At 40.7% G+C, this 18,367-nt stretch carries 19 protein-coding genes; 3 read left to right on the top strand and 16 right to left on the bottom strand.

The annotated features are described in order from the left end of the window. The 14 genes from EKM93_RS06180 to EKM93_RS06120 all read right to left on the bottom strand — a co-directional run bounded on the left by EKM93_RS06180 (position 1) and on the right by EKM93_RS06120 (position 13,316). The gene (locus EKM93_RS06180; protein WP_041095442.1) at positions 1-1,128 is read right to left on the bottom strand and encodes a C40 family peptidase; all 1,128 of its coding nucleotides are present in this window, start codon (positions 1,126-1,128) and stop codon (positions 1-3) included. A gap of 118 nt (positions 1,129-1,246) precedes the next feature. After that, the gene (locus EKM93_RS06175; RefSeq protein WP_041094402.1) at positions 1,247-1,543 is read right to left on the bottom strand and encodes a hypothetical protein; all 297 of its coding nucleotides are present in this window, start codon (positions 1,541-1,543) and stop codon (positions 1,247-1,249) included. Positions 1,544-1,557: 14 nt separating this feature from the next. Next, positions 1,558-1,725, bottom strand: a complete 168-nt coding sequence (locus EKM93_RS13800) for a DUF2933 domain-containing protein (RefSeq protein WP_162182092.1) — start codon at positions 1,723-1,725, stop codon at positions 1,558-1,560. A gap of 323 nt (positions 1,726-2,048) precedes the next feature. Next, entirely contained in the window at positions 2,049-3,323 is a 1,275-nt protein-coding gene (locus EKM93_RS06170; RefSeq protein ID WP_010581394.1) for a conjugal transfer protein, read from the bottom strand. Positions 3,324-3,349: 26 nt separating this feature from the next. Continuing rightward, positions 3,350-3,946 carry a hypothetical protein gene (locus tag EKM93_RS06165; RefSeq protein ID WP_010581393.1) on the bottom strand — a complete coding sequence of 199 codons (597 nt, stop codon included), beginning with the start codon at positions 3,944-3,946 and terminating at the stop codon, positions 3,350-3,352. A gap of 11 nt (positions 3,947-3,957) precedes the next feature. Then, positions 3,958-4,953 carry a bifunctional lytic transglycosylase/C40 family peptidase gene (locus EKM93_RS06160; protein WP_010581392.1) on the bottom strand — a complete coding sequence of 332 codons (996 nt, stop codon included), beginning with the start codon at positions 4,951-4,953 and terminating at the stop codon, positions 3,958-3,960. Continuing rightward, a complete protein-coding gene (locus EKM93_RS06155; RefSeq protein WP_010581391.1) occupies positions 4,946-6,988 on the bottom strand; it encodes a CD3337/EF1877 family mobilome membrane protein in 2,043 nt (680 codons plus the stop codon). The genes EKM93_RS06160 and EKM93_RS06155 overlap by 8 nt, the downstream gene beginning before the upstream one ends. Next, entirely contained in the window at positions 6,989-9,442 is a 2,454-nt protein-coding gene (gene tcpF / locus EKM93_RS06150; protein ID WP_010581390.1) for a conjugal transfer ATPase TcpF, read from the bottom strand. Next, positions 9,439-9,819: a conjugal transfer protein gene (locus tag EKM93_RS06145; RefSeq protein WP_010581389.1), complete on the bottom strand. Its 381-nt coding sequence runs from the start codon at positions 9,817-9,819 to the stop codon at positions 9,439-9,441. Before EKM93_RS06145 ends, tcpF begins: the two co-directional genes overlap by 4 nt. A gap of 67 nt (positions 9,820-9,886) precedes the next feature. Next, on the bottom strand, positions 9,887-10,390 hold the full coding sequence (locus EKM93_RS06140; RefSeq protein WP_010581070.1) for an antirestriction protein ArdA: 504 nt from the start codon (positions 10,388-10,390) through the stop codon (positions 9,887-9,889). Between the two features lie 25 nt (positions 10,391-10,415). Then, complete coding sequence (locus tag EKM93_RS06135; protein WP_003678268.1) at positions 10,416-10,637, bottom strand: hypothetical protein; 222 nt, start codon at positions 10,635-10,637, stop codon at positions 10,416-10,418. A 112-nt stretch (positions 10,638-10,749) separates the two neighbouring features. Next, entirely contained in the window at positions 10,750-11,796 is a 1,047-nt protein-coding gene (locus EKM93_RS06130) for a DNA cytosine methyltransferase (protein ID WP_057736519.1), read from the bottom strand. A gap of 16 nt (positions 11,797-11,812) precedes the next feature. Continuing rightward, positions 11,813-12,145: a hypothetical protein gene (locus EKM93_RS06125; protein WP_375711519.1), complete on the bottom strand. Its 333-nt coding sequence runs from the start codon at positions 12,143-12,145 to the stop codon at positions 11,813-11,815. Further along, entirely contained in the window at positions 12,111-13,316 is a 1,206-nt protein-coding gene (locus EKM93_RS06120) for a replication initiation factor domain-containing protein (RefSeq protein WP_010581073.1), read from the bottom strand. Before EKM93_RS06120 ends, EKM93_RS06125 begins: the two co-directional genes overlap by 35 nt. Before the next feature lie 306 nt (positions 13,317-13,622). Between EKM93_RS06120 and EKM93_RS06115 the strand changes: the two genes are divergently transcribed. The 3 genes from EKM93_RS06115 (at position 13,623) to EKM93_RS06105 (ending at position 16,588) form a co-directional block, all read left to right on the top strand. Then, positions 13,623-15,056, top strand: a complete 1,434-nt coding sequence (locus tag EKM93_RS06115) for an AbiH family protein (RefSeq protein ID WP_057903509.1) — start codon at positions 13,623-13,625, stop codon at positions 15,054-15,056. Between the two features lie 84 nt (positions 15,057-15,140). After that, on the top strand, positions 15,141-15,734 hold the full coding sequence (locus EKM93_RS06110) for a type IV toxin-antitoxin system AbiEi family antitoxin domain-containing protein (RefSeq protein ID WP_010581075.1): 594 nt from the start codon (positions 15,141-15,143) through the stop codon (positions 15,732-15,734). Continuing rightward, on the top strand, positions 15,731-16,588 hold the full coding sequence (locus EKM93_RS06105) for a nucleotidyl transferase AbiEii/AbiGii toxin family protein (RefSeq protein WP_010581076.1): 858 nt from the start codon (positions 15,731-15,733) through the stop codon (positions 16,586-16,588). The genes EKM93_RS06110 and EKM93_RS06105 overlap by 4 nt, the downstream gene beginning before the upstream one ends. A 25-nt stretch (positions 16,589-16,613) precedes the next feature. Here EKM93_RS06105 and EKM93_RS06100 read toward each other — a convergent pair whose 3' ends face one another. Next, positions 16,614-17,981, bottom strand: a complete 1,368-nt coding sequence (locus tag EKM93_RS06100; RefSeq protein WP_010581077.1) for an FtsK/SpoIIIE domain-containing protein — start codon at positions 17,979-17,981, stop codon at positions 16,614-16,616. Between the two features lie 33 nt (positions 17,982-18,014). Then, entirely contained in the window at positions 18,015-18,275 is a 261-nt protein-coding gene (locus EKM93_RS06095) for a hypothetical protein (RefSeq protein ID WP_010581078.1), read from the bottom strand. Positions 18,276-18,367: the final 92 nt, after the last annotated feature.

The raw sequence follows: 18,367 nt of genomic DNA, 5'->3' as shown, positions 1-18,367 counted from the left end.
TTAAAAGACACGAACTGCGAATGAGGGAGAAAAATAACTATTGATCGTGCGAATTCCAACTGAATCACTAGGTTTTGGTGAATCTATATATTGATTATTACCAATATAAATAGCGTCATGGTAGCTGGCACCAGGTTCTCCCCAGAAAAGAATATCACCTGGTTGCAGATTATCTAGACTAACTTTAGTACCAGCACTTTCCTGAGCAACGGTGTAACCGCCAACTTCTTTCCCTGCTTGGCGAAACGCATAGCCAACTAGGCCAGAACAATCGAATCCGCTTGGTGTTTTTCCACCCCACACATAAGGAACACCAATTTGTGCTTCTGCTGCATTAATAATATTTTCTATAGTAGATTGTGAGGCAGCGTTTGTGTTAGTAGTTTTTTGTGCTCCTGTATTAGCAGCAGCCGAACTTTGATTGTTGACCGATTGTTCTTGCGGTAGAGCCGATTTAGTTGTTTGCATAATATTTGAACTAGTTGAACTTTGTGCAGCTGTAGTGGGGGCAATCGTATCATCGCTTGAATCATTGGTACTAACTGTTTCAGAAGTAGCGCTTTGTTGCGGAGCTGATAATTGTTTTGTTTGAGAATTAATATAGTAAGGGGTTCCATTGTTATCAGACGCTAAGTATGTTTCTGGTACCCATCCTTGATCAATTCGGAACCAAGTCACACCATTTATTTCTTGCTGCCCTTGAATAGTTATGGCAGTACCATAAGATAAGTATTCTCCAGTCGGCGTAGTACCAGCTGAATCAGTCCAAATAGTGATTGCGGCATCTTTTAAGTTTGCAACTACCGTTTTGGTTGTGGCTGTTGCCGTGGGTGTAACCGTAGTTTCCTGAGCCATTTTTAAATATGTTTCTGGTACCCATTGATTTTCTGCTAATTGATACCAGTTTACTTTGTTAACACTTTTTTTAACATCAAGGGTAACTTTTGAATTAGGAGCTAAATAACTAATTGGCTTACTAGAATAGCTTGGACTACTCCAAACTGTAGTAGCACCGATTTGATAGGAAACTGTAGCTTGAGTTGTAGCTGCCTCAGCTGGTTTTCCTGTGAAAAGTACAATACCAGTTAATGATAGTGCTGTAACTAAAATAGGTGTATTTTTTTTCATTAATTTCAACTTTATGTCCTCCAATTATGCAATATACTTCATTTAAACAATTTAATGTGTAATAAATATGGAGAAATATACAAAAAAGGAGTGCTTGAGATAAGCACTCAAAATTGAATTATTTGATGTCAACTACGCCGATAAATTCAACATCACTTATTGCGGTTAAATAAAAACTATCGGTTGATTCTAACACAGCAACTTGACCGCTTTGAATAGTATATTCCTGATCTGGTGTGGTTAACTTTACCTTTCCTTTCAAAGGAATAAGAACTATATTTCCAGGTACTGGATGAAATTCGCCATTATTTGTCACGGTATTTTTCTTTAATTTACGATGACCAATCCGTCTTGGACCACTTTCATAAAGATGTTCATGAACTTCATTGTCATGACTGCCAGTTAATATTTGCATATAATACCTCCAAGCTAATTGACTTTTTTACGTGGTTTTTCAGTGTTGCTGGAATCTTGTTGGGTATGATTTCCGCAGCCATTCATACTACCAGAATTCCCATGCATCATACCTTTATGCATAAATAGCATCATGAGTGGATGTGCTAAAAGAATAAGAGCTATTAGAATCCATTGTGACATAACTTCACTTCCTTTCGTTTTTGATTCTAGAATAAGTATAAAATAGAAGTGTGTCATTTCTATGTTGCAGTGGGTTTATTCATAATTAAAATCTAGAGCGCAAACCGATATTACTGAACACCGCAAGAGAATAAAAACGAACACGAATTTTATCACCAATATCAGGCATTACGCAAGTATATTTATTCAACATGAGCAGAAGAAGACGATAAACTCGATGCTAAGTAATCATGACAACTAAAGACTGTAAATATAAAATAAATTAATTGTTATTTAAAGCATATTATGTATTCACGGCATTCATTTGAACGCCGTGGTTTTTACTATAAACCAGACTTAATTGTCCAGTTTGAACCTGCTTTTTCTAAAATAAGAGAGTACTGTGAATATTGGGTCATATCGGTTTCACTATCGAGGAACTTGACGGTCGCGTCAACTCGAATGTTGTCGCCTTGACGATGGAAGGTGGGATTGACCAGTTCCGCAAAACGGTAGTCTTTATTTAGTGGTTTTGTCCCTCCATCGACATAATATTTCAGTTCATTGGTGGTGCCGCTAGGATAAAGGGTGAAGAAAGTCGTTAGAAATTTAGTGATGCTACTGGTGGTTTCGGCATCAATTGAACTATCTGTTTGAAGCTGTTTTTCTGTTGCTTTGGCCTTAGACGGAGCTGCCGCAATCGTTGGATTAGTCACAATCACCATGTCACCATCTTTATTTTTCATAACATTCAATGAGTAGGTGGACTCGATTGCTTTTGCGGCGTCTTCTTTTTGACTGTTTTTGATCTGCTGATTAACGGTGAATAAGACTTCATTGACTTGATTCTTTTTAGCCTCAACTTTCCAAATTCGAATATCAGACACAGTGGAAGTTGTCGGAATATCTGAACGCAAAGCATCGGCATTCAGGGTCACCAATCCATTTAACATAAATTTACTAAGATCTTTTTGTCGGTTTTCTAATTTTTCCTGGTTAGGTTCCCATGTGTAATAGACTTTGGCAAAGTCGGTGATGAATGCTTCAATCGCGTTGGTATCAGTCAACTTAACTTTCACTACTTCACGTTCATGGACTGTGTGTTTATTGATGGCAGTGAAATTCTTGTACACGCCAAAACTCACACTAGCGATCAAGATCAACCAACAGAACCAAGTAGTTTTTCGCCGGATGCCAACGCGAGGTTGTTTTAACTTGCGGGTTTTTTTTTCTTTCATCGGTTTTGGTTGGCGCTTTGGTGGTCGTTGTCGTTTGACTTTTTTACGCGGCCGCTTGGGACGGGCTTTCTTATGTGAAGCGATCTGATGCTTGGCTGGACGTTCGTTGTATTCATACTGTAGATCGTGTTCACTTTCTCGATCATAGGATGACCGTGGTTCACGTTGTTGTTCAAAGTCGTGGGGTGGGTAACGCTCATCGCGATAATCATCTGGTGGTCGGCGATAGTTGCGTTCGTCCCGTTCCTGTATTCGCTGCGGTGGTCGATCCTCATAATCTTCATGATACTGTGGTCGCGGGCGTTCCGCATAGCGATGATCACGGGGATCTTCGTAGTCGTCGTACTCATAGTCGTAGTCTTCATAATCTTGACGGGCCATGGATTGTTCCTCCTTGTGGATCAGATTTACCATTTAAGTTTAGTGGCGAGATTAGCTACACTATTTTGTTGCAAGATGGCAAGGTGATTATTTTTTTGATAGTTGTGGTCCAGTTCATAACACTGATAAAATTTGGGATAGTCATTGCGAAAGCGGTCAAATAACTGGCGTAGACGGACTTGGGTGTAGCCGCGATAGTCTAGTTCACTATAAAGATCGTATTTGTCATCGTTGGTGAAAAATTCTTCGGCAAGGTGTAGTTCTCGATCTAAAATGTATTGGCGGTCTTCCTCACGAAACTTAGTATTGCCTAACCACTCTTTGACGTTTTGTTCATGTTCTAAAGCTAAACGGAACTCACGACGTTTACCAAATTCAAATTGCGGCAGTTCGGCGACAAAGTAATCAATCGCTTTGACTAGATCATTAACATTCGGTTCATGTTGTTCAAAAAACTTGATGCGTTCCCATTCGGCTGAAGCGTGATCGAGTTGTTTGTTACGTAATAAGCGATTATCGCCGTAATTCAAATCAATCCGACTTTCAACCAAAGTATGATCAATAGCGTTAGTTAACAGGTCCATCCAGTGGTCGTAGCTATAGCCGTTCTCACTTAAGGTCATGGATAATCACCTCATTTCTTGATGCGACCAGCACCAACAAGGTGTGCTTGCCAGTAGGCGGTATTTAAGTTAGCGTAGCCAAGGGGATCGCCAGCATTATACATGCGCATATTACCGACATAGATGCCAACGTGGGTAATGTAATCTGAAGTTGCGTAAGTGCCTTTGAAAAATACTAAGTCACCGGCCTTGGAGTTTTTGATACTGATATGTTGGGTCACATTATATTGCGCTTGGGCGGTACGCGGGAGCTTAATACCAGCCTTGGCGTAAGCCCAACTGGTTAACCCAGAACAATCAAAACCTGTGGTTGGCGTTGAGCCGCCAAAAACATAGGGCGTGCCTTGGTATTTAAGTGCTTCGGTCATTATGGCTTTGACCGTTTTATCACTGAAGTTAGCCACAGTCGGGCTAAGATATTGGCTGACTAAACTTACATAGAACATATTGCCATAAGCGTAGCGCCAACCTTCATCAGAAACTGGATTGGTGTAAGTGACTTTTTTGCCGCCGGCCTTTTCTTTAGCGAAATCACTGGCTATTTGTAGCGAATATTTCTTACCATGCGTAGCCACATAATTAATAAAAGCGCCACCGAAGTTGTAACTTTGAATAGCTGTATTTAAATCAGTTTTGGTTGTTTTCATGGATTTGATTAAACTAGCAAAGTATTTCACGCCTTGTTTGATCGAAGCATCCGGCGATAAACTACTGGGAGCTTGGCCCAGTGATTCACTAGACTGCATGACATCGCTACCTTTACCGCCAGATTCAACTTGCATAATCGCGAGAATCACGGTTACTTGATCAGGAATACCAAACTCCTTGCAATATTTTTCAACGGTACTTTTGTACTTGAGTACTTCTGCGGAAAGGTTCATCGAATCAACCACTAACTCAGTAGAATCGCTACTATCATCGTCATCAGCTGTCATTGCCACTGAAAAGAACAACAAGCTAATGAGTATGATCGGCAAAACGGCTAGGCCTAACCATTTCTTATTCATCATGTTTTTGCCTTGGCTTGACCAGCAATTTACGGTGCATGGTTGTTTTATTGACAACGAGATTCAGTGGCTTGTCAGTTGTCGGTTTGAATTGCCGTTTCTCACCAGTTTTGGGTGCAGTCGTGAATGATTGTTTGGGCCGTGATGTTGGCTTTTCTATTGGTGTTTTAGTATGTGGTAGTTTAGTGGTACTGGGATCGCGTGGCTTTGGTTGCGTGACTGGAGAAACTGCCGACTTTTTCTTGATCGGATCAGAATTAGACGGTTGCCGTGGATTCTTTGGCGGATCAACCACTAATTTACGCCGTTGCATTTCTTCCCGACGTTTTTTAGCGGCCAGTTCGCGTTCTGATTGATTGTCTTGACGCTGATTTTTCAACCCATTTTTGAAATCACCAATACCTTTTTTAGCCGTTTCTTTACCTTGATGTAACCCATATTTTGTATTGGTTGGCAGATCCTTTAACTGTTCTTTGGTGTGTTTCGCAGTTGCGGCCATTTTCTTTTTGGTATCTAATGCAGCACCCACTTTTTTACCAGCACGGGTCATCTTGCTAGTGGTGGCATCGCGTTTATTGGGCTGTGGTCGTTTTGAATTACCTTTACCGGTTGCATCAGTACCAGTTTCAGTCTGCGGCTGTGGACGTGGTTTTAAACCGCGTGCGAGCATACCACCCATTGCGGCGTTGCCCATGACCTGCCGGATCAAACGGCTACTACTGCGGCGCAAGCGACTAGCACCAGCTTGGGAGTCAGAACTTTTAAGCTGCATCATGCCCATTAAATCGCCGAGCTTCATCCAGATGCCGGCAAAGATGACGATTTGGAGAAAGGCGACCAGAAAGAATGGGGTGGTGGTCGATAACCCATAGATCATGGTGGAAAGGCAGAACGTCAATGTTAGGACAATAGTGACGCCAGCACGCATCATGATCGTATTGAATAGCCGCAAAACAGCCGTTTTCATTAAGCCGTTAAATCCTGGGATCATGGCTAAGAGACAACTGATCGGTAAGAAAATGGCGTAAATAATAAAGAGGATTTGACTAAATAACATCATCGCTGTGAGAAAGAAGACAAAAATGGTGATTGCGATATCGAAGATACACACAAAGGTGGTCACACCTAAACGTTGAATCGTTTTGACCGCTGATAGATTGTCGTTTTCTTTATCTTCAATTTCAGCCTTGACGATCTCTGTTCGATCTTTACCTTTGTTCTTGAACGGATCAGTTTTGACCAGTTTGTTGACGCGATCCTCGCCAACCTCCTTGAGATTAGAATCGCCAAACTGTAATAACGTCCACGGCTGTTTGACTTGAATGTTGAATAACGTTTCACGAATCGCATCAACCCCGTTTTTTGAGGTGGACTGTTTATTTTGCATGATCATTTTAGAACCAGTGTTTAAAGCTGAGGTACTCATATCGGCGGAAAATTGGTTGATCTTGCCAATATAGTCGGGTGAGTAGGCAATGAAGCTTGCCGACAGAATAAAAATCACGATAAAATTGGCTACCGCTGAGATGGCTTTGGAGGATTCACGTTTGATCAGGCCAGTATAGGCGACATACACGCCAAGCACTAATATCAGCAACAAAAGCATACCGGGATAAAAGCCGTCAGCGCTAAAGCCGTTTTTAGAAACCCCGGCGAGTAGTTGCATGTTTTTACCAATGGCATCGGTGGTATCTTTGATGAAATCTAGTGAGTAAGCTTGTTGAATCAGGTAACCCGTGGCGTAGGAGAGGTAGACGGAGATCAGCCACAGAAAATTGGTGATAGCATAAATAGCGTACATGACCGACTTGCCAATGCCGTCACCCCAGTTCCATGGCAACCAATCCCATGATGAATCGACGAAATAATCTAGTTGATAGTTATTGACTGGATATTTGGAAAATTCGTGTTTATTATTGACGGTTTCATCGACTAGGCCTGCTGCGTGGACACTTTGGAGAGAAGTAGCACTCACTAGCACCACGACTAGCACAAAGCCGATCAGTAATAAAAGTCGTTTTTTACGTACCGACATTTACTCACCTCCAGTTATCTGCGCTGGTGGGCGAGTGTCGAAGGCCTTGTATAGATGTTCAAAGATATAATCAAAGTGTAGGACACCGACGTGGCCCCAAATATCTTGAAATAAGCATTCACCATTATCCAGTGAACGTAGGCGGTGTTGATTACTTTCATCTTCGGCATCAAGCCCAAAGAAAGTGAGGGTGTTTTTGATTTCATTAATATCGGTCGAACGAAAGGCAAATTTCATACCGATATTATTTTTCATCTTTTCGTCTAGAAGATCATTAGCGTTTTGCGTGACTAGATAAACCCCAGCATTCATTGAACGGCCTTCACGGATCAACTTCATAGAAAGAGCTTTACCTTGCGCTACATTCAAAAATGCCCAAGCTTCATCGAGATCGACAATTTTAAATTGCGAACGATCGGCATGGATAAAGTCGATGGCGAAAGTCGAGATGATCATCAACATGGCGACGGATAACATTTCCGCGGTGATGTATTCATCTTGCGTTTTGTCCGCATCAGGCAGGACCAAATCGGCAATTTGAATGATATTGATTTTGCGGTCCAAGGCGATCGAACGGCGAGTGGAGCCATCTGAAAAGAGTAAGGCGGCAAAATCATAATCGGTGAACGATTCAATATGATCAGCGATATTGTTGGCAATCGGGGTCCCTTCGCGGCGCAGTTCAGTGATCACTTTCAATAATCCGGGTTGCGGATCAAGGGTGACGTTGCGAATCGCTTTACGTAAAGTCGGAAACCGTTCGGCATCACGACTAGAGATTCCCGTTAAAAAGGTGAGTGTATCGACCGCCAGACTTTCAGAATCTTTTGGATTACTGAGAATGATATAAGGATCAAGTAAACCGCGATTCGCTTCTTCGCTGGTCAGGTTAACGATGTTAATATCGTCTTGCATGAAGTCTAAATTTTTCGCCCAATCAGTTCGTTCCGATTTTGGATCAAGTATCAAAGCTTGTGCGCCATAGAGTACGGCGTAGTAAACGAGTAAGTTATTAGAAAATGATTTACCACCGCCAAGTGAACCAAGGAAAGCGGCCGAAAGAGCATTGGTCACTGTTCCCTTTAAGCCTTGCGCGGCTAAGTCAGGTTTGATGAAAACATTGCGGCCGGTATCCACGTTGTAGCCCACATAAATTCCTTCGCGTTCTCCTAAAGCTTGAGTAGCACCAAAGCCTAATGAGGCAATGAAATCACTAGTCACGTATTGAATGTAGTCATTCATGTAGCGCTTTGAAGCGGGCATGAACTCGCTGTGTAGCCCCAGCATATCGCCGAACGGGCGAACCAATTTAATATTCAATGAATCATAGAAATCGAGGACTTGATCAGCGCGCTTTTTCATTTCATCGTAGCTTTTTCCACTGACGCGAATGACATAGGAAATTTTGTACATCGCGTCTTTAGTTTGATCAAGCTCAGCCTCCAAGTCGTCAACGGAATCAAGGGCATCGGCGACACCGCGAGTGGTTTCGTTATTAGATTCATAGGCGTGGTTATCTAAATCTTTCAATTCTTTCTTTTTGTTACGCACCTTAGTTAGTGCCTTTTTGTTAGTCACAATTTCCACATTCAGTGAGGTATCAATGGGAAAATCGAATTGTTGTTGCTGGAAGTAGAAAATCTCACTACCGGGAAAATCTAATTCACCAACAATATCGGATAAGGCCATATAGGTGACATAGGATTCGGTGAAACCGTGGGTGATGATCAAGTAACGCTGCTTTTGTTCAATCAACGAACGCGTTGGCTTGATCAAGTCATATTTTTTGATTACCGTATCTTGTTCATTTTTTTGTCGTGGCAGGTGGTATTGGTAGTCTTCATAATCTTGCCCTGACATACCGTAAAGATGTTCTAACAAGTAACCAAAGTCATCTTTAATCAACGGTCGAATTTTAAACCGGCGACTGACTTTATCGGCAAGGAAGCGGGCGACTTTACGAAAACGATCAACTTCGCTGTTGTTCATGACCATGAAGTCACCGGTGTATTTTTCATTGAATTCATGAAGAAAATCCTGAATGCCAAGCATGATATCATGCCAAACGCCTTTAGCGGATAACTCGCGGTCGTTTAACAGCAGTTTAAAACCAATAAAAAAACGATAATCAACTTGATTATCGCCAATATTGTCGATCAACGCGGCGGCTTGACCGTCAATATGCGTATCGGCAATACTTTTTAAATTTCCTTTGACCGTGGCTTTGGAACGGCGCATCGTGTCTTTGATACTGGATTCGGTGGCAAGTTGTAAGAGATGCAGTTTACCGTCACGGTTTTGTGAGATCAACTGACGGAAATTTTCGTGGACTTCCGCTTTTTGATCAGGTGAGAGAAAAGAGTAATTATAGGGGACGAGTTCGTAATAGGCGAAGCATTCGCCATCACGATTAAACACTAAATTGTCTTCGATATATTTTATGGGAAACTTCACTGGTTGAACCTCCTTACGTGGGTGATGTGGTCAAGGGCATGGGCTTTAACGGGTTTGACTGGCCGTCCGGAAAACGTGATCTTCTGGGCGGTAAAATAAGTGATCACCGAGCGAAGAAAACCTAGTGGCCGTTTGTTATCAAAAGTCTTTTGACTCATGAACCAAGTAATGGCTGCTGGAATACCGAGATGTTTTAGGAACGCGCCATCAATAAAACTTAGTGGTGGTACATCGCCCAGCAACATGACCAAAAATAGCGCAACGATGAACCAAGTCATTTGCGTGAACGTGACGGGGAATGGTAGATTAACATCATTGATCGCGTAGAGCACTTTTTCCACTGACCAAATGCTGGTGTAACTACGAATCTTTTTCATAAGTGACCTCCTTTCATTGGGGTAAAGAGGACTGATCCATTTGCTAGACCAGTCCCCGGGAAGAATCTTAGTTTGCGTATTCATAAATAGCGCTGTTGGTAACCAAGTAATTACCTTCAATTTCTATATCGCGACCCAGTGCTTCAAAGTCGAGGTAAGCGATGACTTGATCTGGAAGGTCACCGAAAATTGCACCAGATTCCACAGCATCTTGAGCTAGCTCGGCCATATCTGAAACACCCTTATAGATAACGATATCCTCAGCGTTTTCAGCTAGTTCTTCAATATCACGGAACCATTCGCCAATCAAGGCACTAACGTCAGCACCAAAATCATATTCTTCAAGCCGTTCTAAAGCAGCATACTTACGATTGATCTCGTCTATTGAATCAAAGCGATCAATTTCAAAAGGTGCTTCGTAATCATGGATCGCGTACTCTTCACTGTCATTTTTCAATTCCAGCTGTTCGGCAATGGCATCAGGGTATAACGGTGGGGTGAACCATTTACCTGTGGTCTTGCCTTGATTGTAATAACCTAAGTTGACGATAAAAACGCGTACCGTTTCCATTTAGCTACCTCTTTTCTTGCAGTAATTAGGCACCAACAACACGATTGAATAAGTTCAATAGCACATCTTTAACGCCGGCGGTATTAAATACCAGCCCCACAGCGATCAATGCAATGATCAGAAAGCCGATCAGTTTAGAAAATTCACGTTTAAAGCCTAAGAAAACACCGATCACGGCAATTGCCATCAGCACTAAAGACTGGGCGTTGCTAGTGAACCAGTTGAAGAGATTTTGTCCGAAGTTCATAGAAGTTCATCCTTTCATTTAGAAAATATAGTCAGATTAAGATTGTTATGAATAACTCCATTATGGATTGCACGTTTTTTGACAGGGTAACGCACGACCATTCTTAGATGATTTATTTATGTTGATCACTCAATAGTTGAAACCGCGATACAATAGCTTTGATAATCGGTACCGTCACACTATTACCGGCTTGCTTATAAAGTTGTGCGTCAGATAGGCCAGAGTCCTTGGCTTTATAAAATACTTCATCAGGAAAACCTTGTAGGCGCCAGTATTCAAGTGGCGTTAAACGACGGATACGTAATGCTTGATCAACAACTGCTTCACTGCCATCAGTTAGTAAAGTGTGCGCTTTTTTATGAGCAACGCGGCCACGTCGAGTTTGACTAGTGGGATAGGTTAGACTGATGCCATCACCACTATGCGCATTAGTGTAACCACGATGAGTGGCATCTGATACCTTGAGTGATTTTTGTGTTGGTGTGATGATCTTTGTTCTAATGCCAGAGGTTGCAACCAGAGTTGGTGCGATACCATCAGGGTCATAAACGCGTTCATATTGATGCGTCACAGTTGGATTGACTTGAGCTAGTCCTTTAGTAGTCGTTGTTCCATTGTCTGGGATAGGAAATACTTGTCGCTGACGTTTTGTTCTAAGATGTCCGACAATGAATAAACGCTCGCGGTGTTGGGGAACGAGGGCGGCAGAATCGAGAACTGACCATTCAACGTCATACCCCAATTGGTCCAATTCAATTTGCACTCTAAGGAAGTCAAGTCCGCCGTTAATACTAAGAAGGTTTTTAACGTTCTCAATAAATAGAATTGTGGGTCGGCGATTATCGGGTAGCTGCTTAATAAGGTTTGTAACTGTGAAGAACAGACTTGAACGATGGCCTGTGGTGAATCCTCGCAATTTTCCAGCAAGGCTGATGTCTTGGCATGGAAATCCGAAGCACCAAATATCTGCGGTTGGAAGTTCAGTAATTCTAACTGTTGTGATGTCATGGGCAGTCCATTCTCCTTTGATATCAAAAATTGCTTCGTAGCTTTTACGCGAAAATTTATCTATTTCGCAATAGCCAACACAAGTGTGCCCGGCTTGTTCCATCCCAAGCCTAAAACCACCAATGCCAGAAAATAGGTCTAAAAATTTCATGATGATACCTCAAAATTCAAAAATATTTGCGGGAAGATTTAATGGTTAGTAGCGGCCAACCGGTTTTAGCCGAGACCTGATAGAGCAATTGCAATAACTCTTCGCTTTTAATTGGATTACCGTACACGTCTAAAATCGGCGCCGGCCAATGCACAGAAAAACGCCAATCAATATAGCTGGTTGGCGTTAGATACTTATCTAGTTCATGTAATTGTAGAAAATTGGGATCTTCGATAACACCGACCAATTGTAATCGGTAGTAATAAACATTGAAAATATAGTCTTTGATTCCAGCGGGAAAGGTGGCAAGTGGCTTATTCAGTTCCTTGGTCGTTTTCAAAATAATCACCTCCAACTTCACTAATACCAAGGGTTTGTTGTTCAAGTATCGTTTGATGCTTTTGCTTTAATTCGGTGTTCTTGATTATAGCCATCGTGCTGTTATTACCGTTATAGCCGTCAATGTTCAGCAGAACTTTAAGGGTTGGAGCAACTTGCTTTTTTATCCAAGCGCGAGTGCGGCGAAGATCAAAGGGCTCGGGATCAAGGGTCAGTCGTAGTGGCTGCCTACCTTTGCCACAAAAAACTGTCCAGATTGGATTAAGCGGCCATTTAGCCCGATCTTTATTTTTGCCTCGATTAACAAAACGAATATAGCGAGTAATAATGCCAAAAGCAGTTCGCTCAACATCACGATAGGCAAGTAAATCTTCAATAGCTATCTTGGCGCGATCATTTTTCAAACGTATTTCAAAGCGGTTTTTGATTCCGACCGTTTGATAGTCAGTACCAAACTTATGTTGTTGTTCCGCTTCTTTTTCATAGATACAGAAGTAAATATCACTTTTCATCGAACCAACGTATAAACTCGCACCATGATCTTCGGCTTGTTCATCAGTCATGGCACCAGATTTTAGGCCTTCAAATCGACGCATTACCGAAATACATTCATTTTTCTCACATTTGGTAATGAGTTCAGGAATACTGAGGAGACCAGCGTGATCATTAATAGCTAAATCAATTCGTTTAAAAACGGCTTTAAGTTCTAAACACCTTCGAAAAAAGTCAAACCAAGTTTCATCATTAGCCAATAGGACTCCTTCAAACTCACGGCACCCTTGGCCTTTAAGTTCTAATAGTGTACCAATTTTTTCGGTTGGGGTAGAGGCCATCACTTGGATATTGCTAAAAACATAGCTAGTGGAATAACCATATAATCCCCAGTCATTGAATAGCATGAAATCCATTTTTAGATTGAGCACCTTTTCAATCAAGGTCTCCACATCATGAGTGGGGAAGCGAATACGCACATAATCAAAATTGAGTGTTAATTCTGGATCTTCACCCCAGTGAGCTAATACATAGTCAATTTGCATTTGTAAAGAACTACTTGGACTCCGCGTGCCGTTTTCTAAACGTTGGACGTGTCTCACTGTAATCCCGATGCGTCGAGCTAAAGTTGTTTGCGTGATATTCAGTTGCTTACGCTTAGTCCGTATTTGTTCACGCCAAATCGGCATTGAATCAACTCCTTTCTTTTCAAAATACAAAAAGGCGACCTTACACAAGCTGGTCGTCTTTAGGTAAAGCTATTAAGTTGTAGTTACGGCAACGTTTCTACGCTATTTTCGGCCGTGACGTATCAGTTTTCTACCCCCGTGTTACATACCGGGGGTTGATGCGGCCGGCTTGCGCCGACCGCCGCCTCCGCTCGCGCTTTTCGCGCTGCACAGCACGGCGGGGCGAATCAGTCTAAGGTTATTGTTATATCAAAAAAAGTGTTACAATTTTTACTATATATTATAAAATTAGGTGAGGCGAATGTTATGGCCGAGAAAAAAACATTATTCATTATAGGAAATGGTTTTGATTTAGCACTTGGTATGCAATCAACCTTCAAAGAATTTGGTATTTATCGCCGTAAACAGTTAGAAAATGTTAAACTTTCAGATTGGACAATAATTGATCTTGCTCTGGAGACCCATACCTATGGTGGATGGGGAAAACAAGAACAAAATGACAATTGGGATTGGTGGAACTTTGAAAAATTTTTAAAAGATTCCGTCCTTGATGTAATATATAATCAAGATTTTTTGGGATTAATTTCTGGTAGAGGTATTGAATCCAAAAAGGAAGACGAAGAGAAAATCATTTCGGCAATGGATGAAGTGGGCATTGTATTATCACGTGATGAATTTCTATTAAGAAATACGGATGGTCTGGATGCTGAGCTAGTTGTTAACCTTAATAAATTGTTGGCTATTACTCCTGACAACTTAGATCATGTGAGTAATGGTTATTTTTGGCAATTACTATTGTTGTATCGAGTGAATAAATTTTATACAGAAAAGTCATCTCGATTGGACCTTTTTAATCCGTATTTTTTGCATACTGGTGATGTTAAGACCTCACAGACTATAAAAATGGATAATATCAGTGATCCTGAAAAAGATCTGCAAATTCCCGGGATATTTCCTAGTTTTTATTCTCTTCAACCCGTATTAATACGAGACATTAATATTTGGGAATCCGAGTTTTCAAAGTTCATTGCTGAACGCCAAGGAAAACTTCTAAACAGTGGACTTAACTATCAAGATGCATCAAACGCTTTGATGTATTCTGTTCTCAATGAAACCCAGCAAAATCAACAAGTTCAAATACTTAATTTTAACTATTCTCGACCTGCACTGAAGGAATCTAAGAGCCTTTACTGTGGGAATCAACTAAACATACATGGATCAATAGAAAATGAATCGTTGGTCCCAGAAGAAAATTCTGGAATCATTATTGGATTTGATTATCAAGTAATTCTCGACTATCCAGAATTTACAGACTTTATGGCACCATTCACTAAGACCTTTCGTCTATCAGAGTTGAATACTGTTTTATCAAAATGTGTTCCTGATAAGAAAAGAGTTAGGCTTGATTATAACGTTGATAAAATCGTAATCCTAGGTCACAGTTTATCAAAAGCTGACGACTCATATTTTCGAACAATTTTCGATACAGCTGATATATACAATAGTGATGTTATTATAGAGTACTGGTACACGGATTACCCTGGTCGAGATCAATCACTTTCTATTGAAACTGAAAGCCTCAATAGAATTAATGGTTTATTAACTCGGTATATTAAGACTTCAAGGCAAGAAAATAAAAATAATCTCCTGCATAAGTTATTATTAGAAAATAGGCTCATTCTAAAGGAATATAGCATTGCAGATATTCTAGCAAAGTATGGCAAGCGAAAGAGTCAATGAAAGCCAAAATAATTTATCCGTTTTTTACTCACTATATGTTATAATTTGAGTAGAAAGCGGATTTTTTTGAATTGAGGTGGAATAATGAGCCAACAAGATGAGATCATTGAGTACTTGAACAAAAACGGTGGTCAAATTACATCTAAAACTGCTAATTCAATGGGCATCTCACCTAGAGTGCTGCGCAACATGTATGCTCATGGACAGCTTGAAAGATTAGCACCGGGTGTTTATATTGATCCACTTGAATTTGGTGACGATATTGCTGCGATACAATATAGCCTTTCAAAAGGTGTTTTCTTTAAAGATACGGCATTATTCCTTTATGGAATGATTGATCGAACGCCAAGTACCTATGAGATGAACTTTCCGTTGCCATACGCGTACAGTACAAAAACCGATGCACCAATCAAGATTTATCGACAAAAAAAGGATCTTTATGAAATTGGCATAACAACAACTAAAACTCCCGGTGGACACCTAGTTAAGGTTTACGATGTTGAGCGCACCTTGTGTGATATCCTGCGAACGCGAGATAGGTCTGATGCCGAGACGATTAAACAAGCAATGAATAGTTACGCCCATCGGAAAGAAAAGAATCTCCGCCAATTAATGGCGTACGCAAGAACATTTAAGGTAGAAGAAGAAATTAGAACGTATATGGAGGTCCTACTGTGAAACTTGAATTTACTAACCAGAAGCAATTTTTGGCTAGAATCAGAAAGTTAGCAAAAGAAAGAAAAATCACACCACAAATTATGTTGCAGGAGATTGTTTTGGATGATCTAATTGATAGAATCTCTAATTCGCCTTACCAAAAAAATCTTGTACTAAAAGGTGGCTTCTTGATTGCATCACTAATTGGTAACGACACTCGCTCAACACGGGATATTGATACCTCAATTGTTGGTTTACCAGTGACGGAAGATAAAATGAAAAGTGTGTTTCAAGAAATCTGTGACATTGAATTACCAGAAGATATAATCAAACTATCAATTGTAAGGATTGGCGAAATTAGGGAAGATGATGAGTATTCTGGTTACCGGATTCATATCCGTGCACAAATCTATACCACACGAGTTGATGTTAAGATTGATATATCAACTGGAGATGTGATTACTGAGCGCGCCATCCAGTATGGACACAAAATGATACTTGAGGATCGGACTGTCCAAGTTATGGCGTACACAGTTGAAACCATCATTGCCGAAAAGTTGGAGACGATTGTTAGCCGGGCTGATGCTAATACACGATTGAAGGATTTTTACGATTTATTTTTGCTCGATCATCAGGATAAGACTGAAATAAAGTTTGACGTATTAAAAAAGGCAATACAAGCAACTTCTGCAAAAAGAGAAACAACTAATCAATTAGGTACCTATATTTCAACATTAACAGCTCTTAAAACAAGTCCAAGTCTTCAAAGATTATGGATTGCTTATCAAAAGCCCAATGAATATGCGCACGGGATTGAGTTTGGAGCTACGTGTAATGCAGCGATTGATTTAGTCCGTAAATCAGGTATGGAGTAACATAAATAACTACCTGAATAAGCGATTACAGTGTTTTGTTATTGCTCTGGTAGGCAGCATCGATCTCACCCAGAAAATCATAGCCCTTCGGTACCAGTGGTGTGTAAAACTCACTAATAACGCTAATACCAGTATCAACGTAACCACGACCTTTGATGGGTTTTAAGAAGAAATCTTTATCGGTTTCACCAAACATCATGGTATAACCAAGGTCCGACATTCGACCAAGTGCTGCTCGGAACATAAACTGATCACGAATACCATCACCTAAATATTTTGCGTCAGGGCGCTGGCAGGCCAAGATAAGAAAGAATCCTGATTGACGGCCAAGCATGACAATTTGTTTAAGCTTACTCATGACTTGTACAGCTTCACGTCCGATCATATCCATGAAAGCCACATACTCATCAAAGACTAGAAAATGGGCGGGAAGTCCAAGCGCGGCATAGTTATTGCCTGTTTGGTAACCGGCCATTTTTTTCATCTCTTTATTACGTTCCATCATTTCTTGGTAAAACTGAGCTACGGCGGCAATCATATCGTCTTGTTCATAGTGAACATCTGGAATAACATCGGTCAAATCGGCTAGGTCGGAATTTTTTGGATCAAGAATGGTCAACTGATTACCATCGCGAATCAATGCTTGGATCAATGTGAGAATAAAATAGGTTTTTCCACCACCAGTGCCGCCAGCGATTAGCATATGGGGCAAAACATCGTATTCCCAAGCAACATTATTCATAAGGTTGACGGCGCCTTTTTGACATTTCACATGTTCAATCGAAATTCGATTACCAATCGTATCATAGAGTAGCGTGTACTCTACAAATGAATCATGGAGGATTTTATCAACGATTTCACAGTATAAGCCGGATTCAAGTTTCTTTTCCAAATGGATCAGTTGATCTTGGTAAGGACTCATTACAATTTCCACCTGCACATGGATCAGACCATTTTTCAAACGATAGTAAACTCGTGGAAACCGTGAGATTCGTTCTTTTGAACCCCCTAAATCTAAGTCTTTAAAAAAGCCATCATTTTTCCTTGTCTCACTCTCATACCAGTTATTCGTCATGAACATTCGCGCAATTTTTTGTCGATGTATCAATTTGCGGTATTGGTCGGGAAATCTGATTAATATCAGTAAGATGATTATTAATGAAACCAGAAATGTAATGATGGAACTGATAATCAATCCGCTAAACGACCAAGGGAGGCTATGAATTGTTGGCCATGAAACGGTTTTGAGGTTGATTTTAGACAGTAACGGCAGATAAAAGAAAATAGTCAATGGTAGCAAGATGAATAGAATCATACTTAGCAATGTTTGAAAAACTAGGTTCTGATCACGTGGATGGATTTGAGTGCCGCGATAGTGAAAAATTGCTTTCAAATTATCACCTCATTTCAATTATTTTAGAATCAACTAGGCGGCATCAGCTACGCCAATATAAATCATTGTTAGACCCTCTTCGGTCTGCATACTCTTGAAGGTAAATTCTTTAGCAACACCATCTTTAGTCACTTCCGATAGAGCTGTTAAACTAAAACCAGAATCAGGCGATTCAATCGCAATTTCATGAGCTTCCTGAAGTTTTCTCTCAGCTTCGTTAACAGAGCTTTCTTTGATATTGGCTACAAAATCGTCCATAAAGCCGATTTCATTAATACAGACAAGTACATTCATAAAAAATCTCCTAACTTCTTTTTTGTGATGACCAGGGAACACTTAAACCGCCATAGAGACGGTGGGGAGCGCTGGGATGAGAACTTCCGATG

Source organism: Agrilactobacillus yilanensis (genome assembly GCF_003946725.1).
In the GTDB taxonomy this organism is placed as follows: Bacteria; Bacillota; Bacilli; order Lactobacillales; family Lactobacillaceae; genus Agrilactobacillus; species Agrilactobacillus yilanensis.
Note: the sequence above shows the minus strand (reverse complement) of the source record. Positions and strands in the feature narration are given on the sequence as shown.